This window comes from Streptomyces sp. DSM 40750 (genome assembly GCF_024612035.1).
GTDB lineage: Bacteria > Actinomycetota > Actinomycetes > Streptomycetales > Streptomycetaceae > Streptomyces.
Genome location: NZ_CP102513.1, coordinates 2,537,210 through 2,553,249, shown reverse-complemented (window position 1 = coordinate 2,553,249; position 16,040 = coordinate 2,537,210). Strand labels below are relative to the sequence as shown.

General features: G+C 71.6%; 13 protein-coding genes and 1 pseudogene. 8 read left to right on the top strand and 6 right to left on the bottom strand.

What is annotated here, in order from left to right:
• Nucleotides 1-252: 252 nt before the first annotated feature.
• Together JIX55_RS11390 and JIX55_RS11385 are read left to right on the top strand one after the other, a co-directional pair.
• On the top strand, nt 253-1,308 hold the full coding sequence (locus JIX55_RS11390) for an LLM class F420-dependent oxidoreductase (RefSeq protein WP_257563182.1): 1,056 nt from the start codon (nt 253-255) through the stop codon (nt 1,306-1,308).
• A 221-nt stretch (nt 1,309-1,529) separates the two neighbouring features.
• Complete coding sequence (locus JIX55_RS11385; protein ID WP_257563181.1) at nt 1,530-2,318, top strand: ferritin-like domain-containing protein; 789 nt, start codon at nt 1,530-1,532, stop codon at nt 2,316-2,318.
• Nucleotides 2,319-2,423: 105 nt separating this feature from the next.
• Here JIX55_RS11385 and JIX55_RS11380 read toward each other — a convergent pair whose 3' ends face one another.
• Nucleotides 2,424-3,416, bottom strand: a complete 993-nt coding sequence (locus tag JIX55_RS11380) for a magnesium and cobalt transport protein CorA (RefSeq protein ID WP_257563180.1) — start codon at nt 3,414-3,416, stop codon at nt 2,424-2,426.
• Between the two features lie 139 nt (nt 3,417-3,555).
• Here JIX55_RS11380 and JIX55_RS11375 point away from each other — a divergent pair, with 139 nt between their 5' ends.
• From JIX55_RS11375 to JIX55_RS11355, 5 genes are all read left to right on the top strand, one after another.
• Nucleotides 3,556-4,242 (top strand): histidine phosphatase family protein, encoded by a 687-nt coding sequence (locus JIX55_RS11375; protein WP_257563179.1) that lies wholly within the window; start codon nt 3,556-3,558, stop codon nt 4,240-4,242.
• A gap of 96 nt (nt 4,243-4,338) precedes the next feature.
• A complete protein-coding gene (locus JIX55_RS11370) occupies nt 4,339-4,929 on the top strand; it encodes a DUF3090 domain-containing protein (RefSeq protein WP_257563178.1) in 591 nt (196 codons plus the stop codon).
• The gene (locus JIX55_RS11365; RefSeq protein ID WP_257563177.1) at nt 4,893-5,756 is read left to right on the top strand and encodes an SCO1664 family protein; all 864 of its coding nucleotides are present in this window, start codon (nt 4,893-4,895) and stop codon (nt 5,754-5,756) included. Before JIX55_RS11370 ends, JIX55_RS11365 begins: the two co-directional genes overlap by 37 nt.
• 145 nt (nt 5,757-5,901) lie before the next feature.
• Entirely contained in the window at nt 5,902-7,131 is a 1,230-nt protein-coding gene (gene mshC / locus JIX55_RS11360; RefSeq protein ID WP_257563176.1) for a cysteine--1-D-myo-inosityl 2-amino-2-deoxy-alpha-D-glucopyranoside ligase, read from the top strand.
• 411 nt (nt 7,132-7,542) lie between these two features.
• Nucleotides 7,543-8,517 carry an SMP-30/gluconolactonase/LRE family protein gene (locus JIX55_RS11355; RefSeq protein ID WP_257563175.1) on the top strand — a complete coding sequence of 325 codons (975 nt, stop codon included), beginning with the start codon at nt 7,543-7,545 and terminating at the stop codon, nt 8,515-8,517.
• Between the two features lie 139 nt (nt 8,518-8,656).
• Here JIX55_RS11355 and JIX55_RS11350 read toward each other — a convergent pair whose 3' ends face one another.
• From JIX55_RS11350 to JIX55_RS11335, 4 genes and pseudogenes are all read right to left on the bottom strand, one after another.
• Nucleotides 8,657-9,655, bottom strand: a complete 999-nt coding sequence (locus tag JIX55_RS11350; RefSeq protein ID WP_257563174.1) for a PAC2 family protein — start codon at nt 9,653-9,655, stop codon at nt 8,657-8,659.
• A 157-nt stretch (nt 9,656-9,812) separates the two neighbouring features.
• Entirely contained in the window at nt 9,813-10,484 is a 672-nt protein-coding gene (locus tag JIX55_RS11345; protein WP_257563173.1) for a FadR/GntR family transcriptional regulator, read from the bottom strand.
• 57 nt (nt 10,485-10,541) lie between these two features.
• On the bottom strand, nt 10,542-11,840 hold the full coding sequence (locus JIX55_RS11340; RefSeq protein WP_257569296.1) for an amidohydrolase: 1,299 nt from the start codon (nt 11,838-11,840) through the stop codon (nt 10,542-10,544).
• Nucleotides 11,841-11,867: 27 nt separating this feature from the next.
• Nucleotides 11,868-12,120 (bottom strand): annotated as a pseudogene (locus JIX55_RS11335) (purine-nucleoside phosphorylase); the annotation flags it as partial.
• A gap of 223 nt (nt 12,121-12,343) precedes the next feature.
• Between JIX55_RS11335 and JIX55_RS50860 the strand changes: the two are divergent.
• A complete protein-coding gene (locus JIX55_RS50860; protein ID WP_306819997.1) occupies nt 12,344-14,086 on the top strand; it encodes a GNAT family N-acetyltransferase in 1,743 nt (580 codons plus the stop codon).
• A 25-nt stretch (nt 14,087-14,111) separates the two neighbouring features.
• On the opposite strand, the gene JIX55_RS11325 is transcribed toward JIX55_RS50860, so the two are convergent.
• Nucleotides 14,112-15,974 carry an AMP-binding protein gene (locus tag JIX55_RS11325; RefSeq protein ID WP_257563172.1) on the bottom strand — a complete coding sequence of 621 codons (1,863 nt, stop codon included), beginning with the start codon at nt 15,972-15,974 and terminating at the stop codon, nt 14,112-14,114.
• Nucleotides 15,975-16,040 lie beyond the last annotated feature (66 nt).

Here is a 16,040-nt window from a genome sequence, read left to right as displayed (position 1 = left end):
CCCGTGGGCGCGTTCGTCGTCTGCCGCCGAGTGGGGGCTGGTCACGCGGTTCGCCGCCCCCTTGAAGAGGCCTGCGGTCCTTCGAGACCGCCCCGCAGGGCCATCCTGAGGGGCGCGGGGCTGTATCGCTATGCGGCTCCGCCGCGTGGGCGCGACCAGCCAAGCCACCCGCACTCGCCCCACGGCCCCCTCGCCCCGGTAGGGTCGGCGCCACAAGGACGTTACTGATCGGTAAGGGGAAGGCTGGTCTATATGAAGCTCGGGATCAACCTCGGCTACTGGGGCGCCGGAATGGACGCCGACAATCTGGCCGTCGCCCAGGAGGCCGACCGGCTGGGATACGCCGTGTGCTGGGCCGCCGAGGCCTACGGCTCGGACGCGGCGACGGTGCTCAGCTGGGTCGCCGCCAAGACCGACCGTATCGACGTGGGCTCGGCCATCTTCCAGATTCCGGCCCGTCAGCCCGCGATGACCGCGATGACCGCCGCGACGCTGGACTCGCTCTCCGGCGGGCGCTTCCGGCTGGGCCTCGGTGTCTCCGGGCCGCAGGTCTCCGAGGGCTGGTACGGGGTCAAGTTCGACAAGCCGCTGGCCCGCACCCGCGAGTACGTGGAGATCGTCCGCAAGGCGATGACCCGCGAGCGTCTGTCGCACGACGGCGAACACTGGACGCTGCCGCTCCCCGGCGGCCCCGGCAAGCCGCTGAAGCTGACCGTGCACCCCACCCGCGAGCACATCCCGCTGTACATCGCCGCGATCGGACCGAAGAACCTGGAGCAGACCGGCGAGATCGCCGACGGCGCGCTGCTGATCTTCCCGTCGGCCGCGCACCTGGAGGACACGGCCGTCAAGTACCTGCGGGCGGGCCGGGAGAAGGCGGGCAAGACCCTCGACGGGTTCGACGTCTGCCCGACGCTGCCCATCGCCGTCGGCGACGACAAGGACGTGACGACGCTCGCCGACACCTTCCGCCCCTACACCGCGCTGTACGTCGGCGGCATGGGCAGCCGCAAGCAGAACTTCTACAACCAGCTCGCCCAGCGCATGGGGTACGAGAAGGAGGCCGCCGAGATCCAGGACAAGTACCTGGCCGGTGACAAGGCCGGTGCCGCAGCCGCCATCCCGCACGAGCTGATCGACCAGACGACGCTGCTCGGTTCCGTGGAGCGCGTCGCCGACCGGATGAAGGCCTACGCCGAGGCCGGGGTCACCACCCTCACCCTCGCCCCGGCGGGCTTCACCCTGGACGAGAGGATCGCCTCGCTCCGGGCCGGCTCGGAGGCCATGGAGCGCGCCGGGCTCGCGTAACCCGAACGGCGGAACGGATCAGCACTACGGCCGTGGTGGGGGCTCGGGGGTCTCCCCGCCACGGCCGTCACCGGGGACAACGCGGCAGGGCCCGCTCGGTTACGCCCCCACGCCGCCCCGGCATCCTTCGTTCGGCGGATTTGTCCGACACAGCTGTTGCCCGGCTCCTGGTACCCCATTTGACTCGTTTTCTGCGGGAACCCTGCAGAGAGGTGCCTCAGATGCTTTCGGCCAAGAGTCTGTTCCAGGAAATCGTCGACAACGACGAGTCGTTCCGACTGTTCTGCTCCATCGCCGCCAGCGGGGAGACGCAAGGCGGCTGGGAGAACGCGCGCATCGCCGCGCTCGTCCCGCGGAGCGAGCGCGCACTCGCACCCAAGATCACCCGTCATGGCGCCGACGAGGACAAGCACGGGCGGATCTTCAACGCCCTCATGAAGAAACGCGGACTCCAGCCCGTGGAGGTCCCGCCCGAGACCGACTACACCATGCTCCTGGAGCGCCACGGCATCGGCCTCGCGCACGAGAAGCTGAAGGCCGACCAGCCCCTCACGGTGCGGGACATCATCGTCTACCTGTCCCACAGCCGGGTCACCGAACAGCGTGCCGCCGACCAGATGGTGATGCTCCGCAAGCACTTCGCGGACCATCCCGAGATCGGCAAGGCCGTCCGGATGATCTCCGACGACGAGGACAACCACCTCGCCTACACCCACGAGGAGCTGCTGCGCTACGCGGCCGCCGGACACGGCCGCCTCATCCAGCAGACGCTGCGGGAGTGCGCCCTCGCGGAGATCGGTATCTACCGGGACGTCAGCCTCGCCGTGATGGACCACATGGGACGCGTCCTCGGCTGGCCGAAGGCCAAGGCGGCCGTCCTCGCCGCGGGCATCCGCGCCATGTACGCGTACGAGCGGGCCCTCGGCTGGCGCCGCATGGTCACGCTGGAGATGCCGGAACGCCGCGACGCACTGGGCGGACCGGCGACGGCGGCCCCCGAGTTCGCCTGAGGCACCCGTACAACCGGTCCAGCCGTGCGCGCGCGTGGAGCACACCTGCACGAAGTCACGCGCCCACGCGCGCGTGCGGCACGCGTGAAGCGGCATGGAAGAGGGCTACAGCCAGCCCCGGCGCTTGAAGAGCCGGTACACCAGGATCTCCGTCCCGGCCATCAGCGTCATCAGCGCCGGGTACGACCACACCCAGCGGAGTTCGGGCATGTGCGCGAAGTTCATGCCGTAGACGCCGGCGGCCATGGTGGGGATCGCGGCCATGGCGGCCCAGGCGGAGATCTTCCGCATGTCGTCGTTCTGGCGGACGCTCATCTGCGCCAGGTGCGCGGAGAGGATGTCGGAGACCAGCCGGTCCAGGCCCTCGACGGACTCGTTGACGCGGGTGAGGTGGTCGTTGACGTCACGGAAGAAGGGCTGGGCCGTCTCGTCCACGAAGGGCACCGCGGTGGTGTTGCCCGTGCCCGAGAGCCGGACGAGCGGTGCGGCGAGAGGGCCGGTGGCCCGGCGGAACTCCAGGACCTGGCGTTTGAAGGTGTAGATCCGGGACGCCGTGTTCCGTGAGCCGCCGACATCCGGGGAGAAGACCTCCGCCTCCAGCTCCTCCAGGTCGGTCTGGAGCTCGGTCGCCACCTCCAGGTAGTGGTCGACGGTGGCGTCGGTGATCGCGTACAGCACGGATGTGGGCCCCTTGCCGAGCAGTTCGGGCTCCTGTTCCAGACGGCGGCGTACCACGCCCAGGGGCGAGCCGTCGCCGTGGCGGACGGTCACGACGAAGGCGTGGCCGAGGAAGACCATCACCTCGCCGGTGGTCACCGTGTCGCCGGCCGGCTCGTACACGACCGGCTTGAGGACCATGAACAGCGAGTCGTCGTACACCTCCAGCTTGGGCCGCTGGTGGGCCTTCAGGGCGTCCTCGACGGCCAGCGGATGCAGCGCGAACTCCTGGGTGACCAGGGCGAACTCCTTCTCCGTCGGCTCGTGCAGGCCGATCCACACGAAGCCGCCCGAGGCGCGGGCGGCGGCCAGCGCATCCGAGAGGTCGTCGGGGCCCTCGGTGCGGTGGCCGTCGTGGTAGACGGCGCAGTCGACGATCACGGGGAGTTCCTTTCTCCGGGAGCGTGCTTTCCCCGCCGGGCCGGGACCTACCTCCGCGGATCTCCGCCGGGCGCGGGGCGGGTCCCGCTTGTCCACAGGGCCGGGAGAGGCTGTCGGGCGGGCGTCTAGGCTGGGCCGCATGCCCACGTTGATCCTTGTCCGGCACGGACGTTCCACCGCCAACACCGATGGAGTGCTCGCCGGGTGGACGCCCGGGGTCGCGCTCGACGAGCGAGGCGTCGCGCAGGCCGCGGCGCTGCCCGGCCGCCTCGCCCGGCTGCCGATCGCCGAGGTCGTCACCAGCCCGCTCCAGCGCTGCCAGGAAACGATGCGCCCGTTCCTGGACGCCCGGCCCGAGCTCAGCCCGCACACCGACGAACGCATCGGCGAGTGCCACTACGGCGACTGGTCCGGCCGCAAGCTCGCCGAGCTGACGGACGAGCCGCTGATGGAGGTCGTACAGGCGTATCCGACGGCGGCCCAGTTCCCCGGCGGCGAGTCGATGCGGGCCATGCAGCACCGGGCCGCTGAGGCGGTGCGGGAGTGGAACGCGCGCGTGGAGCGCGAGCACGGGGCCGACGCCGTGTATCTGATGTGCTCGCACGGCGACATCATCAAGTCGCTCGTCGCGGACGCACTCGGACTTCATCTGGACCTCTTCCAGCGGATCTCTGTCGAACCGTGTTCCATCACCGCGATCCGTTACACACGACTCAGGCCGTTTCTCGTCCGTCTCGGCGACACCGGGGATTTCTCGTCCCTGGCGCCGCGCGAGGAGCCCCCGAGTGGTGACGCGACCGTCGGGGGCGGTGCGGGGGCACCGTGATCGTCAACCGCAGTAGGGTGAAGCGGTCGCGGCGGCGCTGAACCAGTCAGCAGCCGACGCGGCCGGTCCCGACGTCGATTCCAATGGAGACAGGACGTGTCCCGTCAGGTGTTCCTCTACGACCCCCCGGACCGCTTCGTGGCCGGTACGGTCGGGCTGCCCGGGCGCCGGACCTTCTTCCTGCAGGCTTCCTCCGGGCAGCGCGTGACCAGCGTGGCCCTGGAGAAGACCCAGGTCGCCGCGCTCGCCGAGCGCATGGACGAGCTGCTCGACGAGGTGGTGCGGCGCAGCGGCGGCAGCGCCGCGGTGCCGGCCGTCGCGCCCACCGAGGTGTCGGACACGGCGCCGCTGGAAACCCCCGTCGAGGAGGAGTTCCGGGTCGGCACCATGGCGCTGGCCTGGGACGGCGACGAGGAGCGCATGATCGTCGAGGCCCAGGCCCTGGTCGAGCTGGACGCCGACTCCGAGGAGGACCTGGCCGAGGCGGAGGAGCGGATGCTCCAGGACGAGGAGAACGGCCCGCCGATGCTCCGCGTCCGCCTCACCGGCGCGCAGGCCCGGGCCTTCGCCAAGCGCGCCCTCGACGTCGTCAACGCGGGGCGGCCGCCGTGCCCGCTGTGCAGCCTGCCGCTCGATCCGGAGGGACACGTATGTCCGCGCCAGAACGGATACCGGCGCGGGGCGTGACCTCCTCCGCCGAGTCGCCTTCGCCCGCCCAGCCGTCGATCGAGCCGTCGGCCGAACTGCTGGCCGAGGGTGAGCTGACCGTGCGCGGGCGGGTGCGGGAGGCGTCCAACGCGGTGCTGTACTGCACGGTCTCGTACGAGGGACGGGAGGCCGCCTGCGTCTACAAGCCCGTCGCCGGGGAGCGGCCCCTGTGGGACTTCCCCGACGGGACGCTCGCGCAGCGGGAGGTCGCCGCCTACGAGGTGTCCGAGGCGACCGGGTGGGGGCTCGTGCCGCCCACCGTGCTGCGGGAGGGGCCGTACGGGGAGGGCATGTGCCAGTTGTGGATCGAGGGCGTGCCCGGGTCCGAGCTGCTGGCCCTCGTGGACGGTGAGGAGGCCGGGGAGGGCTGGAAGGCCGTCGGGTTCGCGGAGGTCGGGGACGGTAAGACCGCGCTCCTCGTGCACGCCGACGATGAGCGGCTGCGGCGGCTCGCCGTGCTCGACGCGGTCGTCAACAACGCCGATCGCAAGGGCGGACATCTGCTGCCGGCCGCCGAGGGGCGGTTGTACGGCATCGACCACGGAGTGACCTTCAACGTCGAGAACAAGCTGCGGACGTTGTTGTGGGGGTGGGCGGGGGAGCCGCTCACGGGTGAGGCCGTCGAGGTGTTGGGGCGGCTGCGGGATGTGCTCGATGAGGGCGGGGCGTTGGCGGCGAAGCTGTCGGCGTTGATCACCGCGGTGGAGCTGGATGCCACCCGGGAGCGGGTTGCCGAGCTGCTGAGGACGGGACGGCATCCGGAGCCGAGCGGCGACTGGCCGGCTATCCCGTGGCCGCCGGTCTGAGCACCTCGCAACCGCCGCGCCCCCGTCAGGGGGCGCGGGGAACTGCGCGATCAGCCACGTACCAGCGGCAGCCGCAGTACAGGGCGTACCCCGGAGCCACTAGGCGCCCGGCTTAGCCGCGCAGCGATCGGGTTAGGCTCATGACATGCATGCCTGGCCCGCTTCTGAGGTCCCCGCCCTGCCTGGCAAGGGCCGCGACCTTCGGATCCACGACACCTCGACCGATGGGCTCGTCACCCTCGACCCCGGTCCCGTCGCCCGTATCTACGTCTGCGGTATCACCCCGTACGACGCGACCCACTTGGGTCACGCGGCGACCTACAACGCGTTCGACCTCGTACAGCGCGTGTGGCTCGACACCAAGCGGCAGGTTCACTACGTCCAGAACGTGACGGACGTCGACGACCCACTGCTGGAGCGAGCACAGCGCGACGGCATCGACTGGGTGGCCCTCGCCGAGAAGGAGACCGCCCTCTTCCGTGAGGACATGACCGCCCTGCGGATGCTGCCGCCGCGCCACTACATCGGCGCGGTGGAGGCCATCCCCGGGATCGTCCCGCTCGTCGAGCGGCTCAGGGACTCCGGTGCCGCGTACGAGCTCGAAGGGGACATCTACTTCTCCGTCGAGTCCGACCCCGACTTCGGCAAGGTGTCGGGCCTCGACGCCGCCGCGATGCGACTGCTGTCCGCCGAGCGCGGCGGGGACCCGGACCGGGTGGGCAAGAAGAACCCGCTCGACCCGATGCTCTGGATGGCCGCCCGGGAGGGCGAGCCCAGCTGGGACGGCGGCTCCCTCGGGCGCGGCCGTCCCGGATGGCACATCGAGTGCGTCGCCATCGCCCTCGACCACCTGGGCATGGGCTTCGACGTACAGGGCGGCGGCTCCGACCTCGCCTTCCCGCACCACGAGATGGGCGCCTCGCACGCGCAGGCGCTGACCGGCGAGTTCCCCATGGCCAAGGCGTACGTCCACGCCGGCATGGTCGCGCTGCACGGCGAGAAGATGTCGAAGTCCAAGGGCAACCTGGTCTTCGTCTCCACGCTGCGCCGCGCCGGGGTCGACCCGGCCGCGATACGGCTCGCGCTCCTCGCGCACCACTACCGGGCCGACTGGGAGTGGACCGACCAGGTGCTGGAGGACGCCCTCGCACGGCTCGACCGGTGGCGCGCCGCCGTCTCCCGGCCCGACGGACCGTCCGCCGAGGCGCTCGTCGAGGAGATCCGCGAGGCTCTCGCGAACGACCTGGACGCGCCGACCGCCCTCGTCGCGGTCGACCGCTGGGCCGCGCTCCAGCAGGAGCAGGGCGGTACGGACGAGGGCGCACCCGGCGTCGTCACACGTGCCGTGGACGCCCTCCTCGGCGTGGCCCTGTGAAACAAATGAAGTAACGACTCTGCACAGGCGTCGCCGACGTCACACGTGTCAGACGGCAGGACAGCAGCAGTGGGGCGCCCCTCCGGCCGGAGGAGGCGCCCCTTCGCTGCGCACCGGCCCGGTATGCGCCGTCAGATCCGCTGGATCCGTACGCTCCGCAGGAAGATCCGGAGTGGCCGGCCCTGGAGTGGGTGGACGGTCGTGTCCCCGTCCCCCGGGTCCCCGGGCCGCGCGATCTGTCCGGAACCAGAGGGCACGCCGCAATCCGGTCAGAAGCTGTTCCGGGGCTGTCAAGGCGCTGTCGGTCGCTTGTCGAGGGGCTGCGGGGCCGGTCGGCATGTGATGGGGTGACAGACGTCAGTTGAAAGCCGGACCGGCCAGCTGCCGGTCCCTTCGTGGAAGGGACGAACAGTGGCACCCCCGCAATCCTCCCCCGTTCGTCACATCAGTCGGCGAAGACTGCTCACGACCTCGGCCGCCACCGCGGGCGCGCTGCTCGTCGGGTCCTCGGCCGCGACCGCCTCGGCGACCGGGGACACCTGGCCCGACGTCATCCCGCTGCCCAACGGTTTCCGTCCCGAGGGCATCACCATCGGCGGCGGTCCGTACGCCTACTTGGGCTCCCTCGGCGACGGGTCGATCTACCGGGCCGATCTGCGCACCGGCCAGGGCGGCATCATCTCCGCCGGCCCCGGTACGCCCTCCGTCGGGCTCAAACTCGACGACCGGGGGCGGCTGTTCGTCGCCGCGCGCGGTCAGGGCGCCCGCGTGGTGGACGCGCGCACCGGCGGGATCATCGCGTCGTACACGCTCACCACGAAGACGCCGACCTTCGCCAACGACGTCTTCCTCACCCCGAGCGCCGCCTGGTTCACCGACTCGTTCCAGCCCGCCCTGTACGCCCTGCCGCTCGGGCGCGACGGCCGGCTGCCGGACCCGGACGAGGCCGTCACGGTCACGCTGAGCGGCGACTGGACCCAGGCCCCCGGCGAGGCCGTCAACGCCAACGGCATCACCCGCACCCCCGACGGCAAGGCCCTTCTGGTCGTCCAGTCCGGCGCCGGCGGCCTCCACCGGGTCGACCCCAGGACCGGAGCCACAAAGCTCGTCGACCTCGGCGACGCGGCGCCCCTCACCAACGGCGACGGTCTGCTGCTCCTCGGCCGGCGCCTCTACGTCGTCCAGAACCGCCAGAACGCGATCGACGTGTTCAAGCTGGCCGCCGACGGCCGCAGCGGCATCTTCGAGGGCCGCCTCACGGACGCCGACTTCGACGTCCCGACGACGGTCGCGGCTCACCGGAACCGCCTCTACCTGCCCAACGCCCGCTTCACGACGACCCCGACCCCGGACACGACGTACGCGATCGTGTCGGTGAAACGCTGAGCGTCTTGTAACCGCCGGTCACTCCCCGCGCCCTGAAGGGGCGCGGGGCTGTGTCGATATGCGGCTCCGCCGCGTGGGCGCGCTCAGCCACGACGGCCCCGCAGATCCCGCGCAGCGTCTCCCCACCCGGATCCCGGTCTCAGTCGTCCGACGAATCCTCGTCCTCGGCGTCAGGCTTCGGCGGCTTCGGCGGCCGCGTACGACCGCTGGGGTTGTCCTTCGGGTTCCACGCACCGGACCCCGGGTCACCCCCCTCGGCCGTGGCATGCCCCCCTGCCGGACCGGCGGAGCCGGGGCCACCGTCGCGCCGCCTGAGGTATCGCTCGAACTCGCGAGCGATCGCCTCGCCCGACGCCTCGGGCAGCTCCGCGGTGTCCCGGGCCTCCTCCAGCGTCTGCACGTACTCGGCGACCTCGCTGTCCTCCGCGGCCAGCTGGTCCACGCCCACCTGCCAGGCGCGCGCGTCCTCGGGCAGCTCGCCCAGCGGGATGCGCACGTCGATCAGGTCCTCCAGCCGGTTCAGGAGGGCCAGGGTCGCCTTCGGGTTCGGCGGCTGCGACACGTAGTGCGGCACCGCGGCCCAGAGCGAGACCGCCGGGACGCCCGCGTGCGTGCAGGCTTCCTGGAGGATGCCGACGATGCCCGTGGGGCCCTCGTACTTGGTCTCCTCCAGGTCCATCCGCTGTGCCAGGTCCGGGTCGGACGTGACACCGCTGACCGGCACCGGACGCGTGTGCGGGGTGTCACCGAGCAGCGCACCCATGATGACCACCAGCTCCACGCCCAGCTCATGGGCGAAGCCCAGCAGTTCGTTGCAGAACGAGCGCCAGCGCATCGACGGTTCGATACCTCGGACGAGTACGAGATCACGGGGCTTGTCGCCGCCGATCCTGACCACCGACAACCTTGTCGTCGGCCAGGTGATCTTCCGCACCCCGCCGTCCAGCCACACCGTGGGGCGGTTCACCTGGAAGTCGTAGTAGTCCTCGGCGTCCAGCGCCGCGAACACCTCGCCCTTCCACTCCCTGTCCAGATGCGCGACCGCGGTGGAGGCGGCGTCGCCGGCGTCGTTCCAGCCTTCGAACGCGGCCACCATGACTGGGTCGATCAGCTCGGGAACCCCCTCCAGCTCGATCACCCAGCGCCTCCTTCCGATGTGCCCTCGCGTACGCCCCAACCTTACGGCGTGCCGAGGGGGCCTCCGCAGCCCCCTTGCACGGGGGAGTGAACGGATCAATGCCCCGATCGCACGGACGAAACACTCGTCGGCCCCGGGGCTCCGAGTGATCAACTTCTCACAGCGTCGACCGCAGCCACTGCTCCACGCTCGCGATGTGCACCGTCGCCCACGAGCGCGCGGCGTCCGCGTCGCGGTCGCGGAGGGCGGCGAGGATGGCGCGGTGCTCGTGCAGGGTGCGGCTGACGGCGTCCTCCTGCGTCAGGCCGCGCCAGATGCGGGCCCGGGTGGTCGGGCCTGACAACCCGTCAAGGAGGGAGCACAGAACGGAGTTTCCGGAGCTCTGCACGATGCCCTTGTGGAACTCCAGGTCGCAGGCGACCAGCTCCTCCACCGAAGGCTCGGTGCCCAGCTTGTCCAGCTGGGCGCTCAGCGCGTCCAGTTGCTGCTCGCTGATGCGCAGGGCGGCCATCGCCGTCGCCGCCGGTTCCAGTATGCGGCGCACGGCGAGGAACTCCAGGACCGTGTCGTCGCGGTGGAAGTCGACGACGAAACTCATCGCCTCGAGGAGGAGTTGGGGGTCCAGGCTGGTGACATAGGTGCCGTCGCCCTGCCGTACGTCCAGGATGCGGATCAACGACAGGGCGCGCACCGCCTCGCGCAGGGAGTTGCGGGACAGCCCGAGATCGGCCGCCAGCTCGCTCTCCTTCGGGAGCCGGTCGCCGGGGCGCAGCGCGCCGGAGACGATCATGTCCTTGATCTTCTCGATCGCCTCGTCGGTGACTGCCATGCGGGGCCCTCCCTGTCGTTCAGACATCCGATGTCTCAGGCCATTATGGAGGCTCCATCAGGACAAAGACTCCAGGTCGGCCAAGACCGCGGCCTCGTCGAGCGTAGTGAGCACACGATCGCGCATCAGCACCCTCCCCTCGACCACCGTGTCGCGTACGTCCGCCGAGTGGGCCGCGTAGGCGAGGGTGGACCACGGGTCGTGGCGTGGGCGCAGATGGGGTCCGCCCAGGTCGAGCACGATCAGGTCGGCCCGCTTGCCCGGTTCCAGGGAGCCCAGGTGGTCGCCGAGACCCAGCGCGCGGGCACCCTCGATCGTCGCCATGCTCACCGCCTGCTCGGCGCCGACCGCCGTGGGATCGCCCGCCGCCTTGTGCACCATCGCGGCCTGCCGTACGGCACCCAGCACGTCCAGACTGTTGGAGCTGACCGCCCCGTCCGTGCCCAGCCCGACCGTGACGCCCGCGCTCGGCAGCCGGGGCACCGGGGCGATCCCGCAGCCCAGCTTCATGTTCGACACCGGGCAGTGCGCGACCGAGGTCCCGGTGCGGGCCAGCGCCGTGATCTCAGGGCCGGTGAGGTCGACCGCGTGGGCGAGCAGCAGATCGGGGCCGAGGATCCCGAGGGAGTCCAGCAGTTCCACCGGGCGCTTGCCGTAGCGGACCTCGACGGTGGCGACCTCGGTGGCGTTCTCCGCCGCGTGGATGTGGAGCAGCGCGCCGAACTCCCTTGCCAGGGCGGCGATCTCGATCACCTGATCCGGGTTGAGCGTGCAGGCGGAGTGTGCGAAGAGGACCGGGCGCGTGCCCGGCCGGCGGGAGCGGTCGGCGAGGTCCCGCCGGGCCCACTCCAGGCGCTCCTCGTACGCCCGGCCGTCGGCGGGGTCCGGTACGTCCATGAAGCTCGGGCCTGTGTGCAGCCGCCGGCCCGCCTCACGCGCGACCCGCTCGGCCGCCTCGTGGAACCAGTACATGTCCAGCGCGGACGTCACCCCGGCCCGCAGGCTCTCGGCGATCGCGCCCCGCACCGCCGCCGCCACGTTCTTGGGCGACAGCAGTTCCGTCTCCCACCGCAGCACCCGCTCCAGGAACCCCTGGAGGGTGACGTCGTCCGCGCGGCCGCGCAGCAGGGTCATCGCCAGGTGGGTGTGGGCGTTGACGAGGCCGGGGACCACGAGACAGCCCGCGGCGTCGACGGTCTCCGCCGCCGCGCACGCCCTACCGAGTTCCTCCGTCTGCCCGAGGGCGACGATCTCTCCTTCGCGGACGGCGACAGCCCCGTTGCGTACGAGAGTTCCGGTCTCGTCGACGGTCAGGACGTCACCACCGTGGACCAGTGGATCGACGTGCTCGCTCACGCGGCAATCCCCCTCGAACCCGTACGCCTCGGCAGGCAGCCGTAGCGCCTCCAGTGCCACAACCGGCCCCCCGGCTCCACGCCCGGTGCGACGACCTCTCGGTGCGCTTGCGGCCACCTGTCGAAAGAGGGGGGCGCCTCGTCGACCAGCTCATCGGCGTTCGCGCCGTCCACGACGAGGACCCCGCCCGCGACCAGGCCCCGCGGCGACGCCGTCACGGGGTGAGCCCGGGTGGGAAGGCCGCCCGTGTCCATACGATGCCCCGATGGTGCGGTGCGCCCACCCGCGAGACCGAAGAGCAGCGCGGCGAGCAGCATGCCCAGCGGCAGCGCGCGACCGAGCGGCGGTTGTGGTTTCGCACTCCCCTGAAGGAGCCCTGAAGGAGCCCTGAAGGAGCCCTGAAGGAGCCCTGAAGGCACCTGACGGGCCGCCTCCTCAAGGCGCCGATCCGAAGTCCTAGTCTGATCACACGATCCGGTGTCAGGGAGCTACGGGGGTCCGGGATGGAAGTGCGGATCCGACCCGCGTGCGCCGAAGAGGCGACGGCGTTGACCGAGCTGGTCCTGCGCTCGAAGGCGCACTGGGGGTACGACGCGGAGTTCCTGGAGGCATGCCGGGAGGAACTCACCATCGGGTCGCACGAGATCGAAGGCCGGCGGATCGTCGTCGCCGAGGACGAGGACCTCGGGCTGCTCGGTGTCGCCTCCCTGGAGGGCACGGCTCCCCAGGGCCGCCTGGGCCTCTGCTTCGTCGAGCCCCGCGCCATCGGCCGCGGGGTGGGCCGTGCCCTGTACTTCCATGTGCTGGCAGCGGCCCGCGGGCTCGGGTTCACCCGGATCACCATCGAGTCGGACCCGAACGCGGAGCCGTTCTACCGCCGGATGGGTGCCCGACCTGTTGGAGGAGTCCCCTCCGGCTCGATCGAGGGGCGCGAACTGCCCCTCCTCGAAGTGGTTCTCGTGACCTCGCGCGACGGCTGGACGCACGCCTGGACGGGAGGCCGTCGCGCGATCCACGTCGGCAATGTCGCCGAGTTCCAGTCCCAGTTCGGCCCCGCCTCCGCGGAGGCGGCGCACTACTCCTGCCTCGCCGCCTTCATCTCGCCGCACCCGGCCGCGCTGATCCTGCCCCGGGCGGTTCCGCCCGACTGGATCGACCTGGTCGGCAATGTCCTGGGCTGGGGGCCCGTGGAGGTGTACGACGGCCTGGCGGAGGGGAAGGTGGGGGGCCTCAGCCGGGCCGTCCTGTCCCGCCCGGCGCTCACCGAGCGGCTGAAGTCCCTCGGTCTGCCCCTCGTACCGTGGGGCCGCACCTCCGCCTTCTCCGAGCTCGCCGGCGAGTCACCGGGCCCGGACGCTCTGCGATACGAGTCCAAGCGGGCCGCGCACGAGCTGTTCACCCGGCTCGCGCCCGCCCACCCGGGGATCAGAGTGCCGGAGCAGTGGCAGGCGGCCACCCGGCGTGCGGCGGCGCGCCTGCTCAGGACACGGAGTCGCGCGGGCCGGACCACCGTCGTGAAGACCGAGCACGGCGCCGGAGGATCCGGTACCTGGGTGATTCGGAATCATGGGTTCCGAAAGTCGCCGTTGCCTCATGGGCCCCTGCTTCTGGAGGAGTTCGTCTCCGGGGAGACCGAGCCCAGGGACCTGACCTTCGACGGACTGGTGGACGCGGAAGGCCGGGTGCAGGAGGTGGGTGTCGCCGTCATGGACGTCGAGGGCACCGCCTACCAGGGCGCCACCGTCGGCCCCGGTGTCGTGGCGCCGCCGCTCACCGAGACCGTGGCGCGCTTCGGCAGGGCCGTGGGGGAGCGGATCGCCGAGAGCGGTTACCGAGGGTGGTACGACGTCGACTTCGTGACCGGCTCCGACGGCCGCCCGGCACCCACCGAGATCAACCTCCGGATGACGGGCCCCTCCGTCGCCTTCATGGTCAAGGCACGGCTCGACGAGACCCGAGGGGGCGACCACCTCGTCCGCACCGTCGACCACGTCCCGCTCGGCGCCCGGCTGCCCGGCCCCGAACTGTCCGCCTTTCTGCGGGAGACGGCGAGGCGGTGCGGCGGGATCGACGCCGTCCTGCTGCCCTCGATCCCGACCGCCGCCTTCGAACGGGCTCCCCGTCTCGGCGTCGTCCTGGCCGCGCACACCCGCGAACGCCTGGACGCCGCCGAGGGGTTGGTACGGGCCGCCGCCCAGGACACCGGGCAGATGTTCACGTTCACTCCCCAGGGCCGGTACGTCTGACAAGCACCGGCCGCAGGGCCCGGGCTCACTCCGCAGCGGCCGGGTCGGGCCGCCGCGTGACGAACACCGCCACCACCACCGCCGCGATCATCAACGGCACATTGAAGACGTACACCAGCGCCGCCTGCCGTTCCCAGTCGGTCTTCGCGGCGAGCCGGTAGAAGTTGTCCTGCGGCCACCAGGAGACCAGCAGCCACACGATGGCCAGATGGGCCGCCGTCGTCAGGCCGGCCGAGCGGCCCTGTCGGCGCATCAGCGGATGCCCGGCGAACAGGAAGGCGAGCCCCACACAGAAGGCCAGCAACTCGGCGGCGTACAGACCGCGGAAGAGCCATGACCACGGCGTGGGCACATACGTCAGGTCGGTGGAGCCCGGCCAGAACACATCGGTGAGGACCGCGGCCAACGGCAGGGCCACGACCAGCATCGCGCACCCCGTCACGTAGAGGGCCCCCTCCGGGCGGCCCGGCGCTCCACCCCCTTTGCCGCTCACCCCGCCCGCCGGGCCCTGGGCAGGCAGTGGCAGCAGACGGCGGTCGACCCTCCCGGCCCGGTTACGGGGCAGGGTGCCCATGGTCACCACGGTCACCGGGATCTCCTGGTCCGGCACCACCCCCGTCAGATGGGTGCGTACCGTGTCGGCGCCCGGAGCGGCGGTGGGGGTCCCGGGTACGACGTAGGCGACCAGCCGGTCATCGTCCACGACGGTGATCGCGGCCTCCCGGATCTCGGGGTGGGTGGCCAGCGCGGCCTCGGCCAGGTGCGGATCGACGGTACGGCCGCGGACGGTGACCCGATGCGCCAGGCGACCACCGAACTCCAGCAGCCCGTCCTCGCGCATCGTGCCCGCGTCACCGGTGGGCAGGGCGTCACCGTCAGCGGGGTCGCCGGGGGGCGTCAGCCAGATCTGGCCCTTGCGGACCTCGGCCCGGCAGCCGGGAAACGGGCGGCCGAGCAGACTGACCCGTCCGGCTTCCGCCACCGGGCCGGAAAGCTGGTCCGCCTCGAACCAGGTGCCGCAGCCCGCGACCTCCACGGGGCCGTACACATTGAGCAGCCGCGCCCCCGGTGCCGGCCGCCCCTGGAGCCGCACCTGTTCGTCGAGAGCGAGCCGCTCCCCGCCGACCGCCACCAGACGCAGCCCCGCGGGTGGCACGGACCTGTCGAGCAGCAGACGGGCCGTGAGCGGGTCGGTGTCGAGCACCGTGACGTCCTCGGCGAAGGGCTGCGCCCACAGCGTCGGCCCGATCTCGTTCTCCGGCAGCACCAGGGTGCCCCCGGAGCACAGCGCCCGTATCCAGCCGTAGGTGAAGGCGGCGGTGTCGGTCGGCGCGGTCACCAGATGGACGTCGGAGGGCCGCAGGCCGAACACCTCGGCCCAGGACCCGTACGCGGCGAGCAGCCGCCGGTGTCCCGCGTCGACGGGCCGCGCCCGACTCGTCGTACCGGCGGTGAACAGCACCGCGGCCGTGGCCCCGCAGGGCGCGGCAGGAGGCTCGGGGGACTGGGCGTCGATGAGGTCCGCGTCGGTGTCGGGACAGACGATGCGACGGCCGGTGCCGTCGTCGACGCCCGGCCTGAACCGCTCGGACGTCAGGACGGTGCTCGCCCCCGCCAGCTCCAGCCACCGCCCGATCTCCCCGGTCGGCTGCTGAGGGTCGACCATGGCGTAGGCCCCGCCGGCCTTGAGTACGCCGACCACGGCGACCAGCAGGTCCGGCAGCCGGGAGAGGCACACGGCCACCGTGTCACCGGGGCCGAGCCCCCTGTGCAGCAGATGCCGGGCCAGCCGGTTGGCCCGGACCTCCAGCGTCCCGTACGTCAGCCGGGCCCGCCGGGTGACCACCGCGGGCCGGTGCGGAGTCTCCCGTGCCCATGTCTCGAACATCCGGTGAAGTTCTTTTGCCCCGTTCATGACCGTTGATCATCCCAGAGGGGGCGCGGCGCGGGAAGA

What these genes read in the sequence shown, in the direction of transcription:
- JIX55_RS11390 (WP_257563182.1), top strand. Translation starts at nt 253, where the DNA reads ATGAAGCTCGGGATCAACCTCGGCTACTGGGGCGCCGGAATGGACGCC.
- JIX55_RS11385 (WP_257563181.1), top strand. Translation starts at nt 1,530, where the DNA reads ATGCTTTCGGCCAAGAGTCTGTTCCAGGAAATCGTCGACAACGACGAG.
- JIX55_RS11375 (WP_257563179.1), top strand. Translation starts at nt 3,556, where the DNA reads ATGCCCACGTTGATCCTTGTCCGGCACGGACGTTCCACCGCCAACACC.
- JIX55_RS11365 (WP_257563177.1), top strand. Translation starts at nt 4,893, where the DNA reads ATGTCCGCGCCAGAACGGATACCGGCGCGGGGCGTGACCTCCTCCGCC.
- mshC (WP_257563176.1), top strand. Translation starts at nt 5,902, where the DNA reads ATGCATGCCTGGCCCGCTTCTGAGGTCCCCGCCCTGCCTGGCAAGGGC.
- JIX55_RS11345 (WP_257563173.1), bottom strand. Translation starts at nt 10,484, where the DNA reads ATGGCAGTCACCGACGAGGCGATCGAGAAGATCAAGGACATGATCGTC.
- JIX55_RS50860 (WP_306819997.1), top strand. Translation starts at nt 12,344, where the DNA reads ATGGAAGTGCGGATCCGACCCGCGTGCGCCGAAGAGGCGACGGCGTTG.
- JIX55_RS11325 (WP_257563172.1), bottom strand. Translation starts at nt 15,974, where the DNA reads ATGTTCGAGACATGGGCACGGGAGACTCCGCACCGGCCCGCGGTGGTC.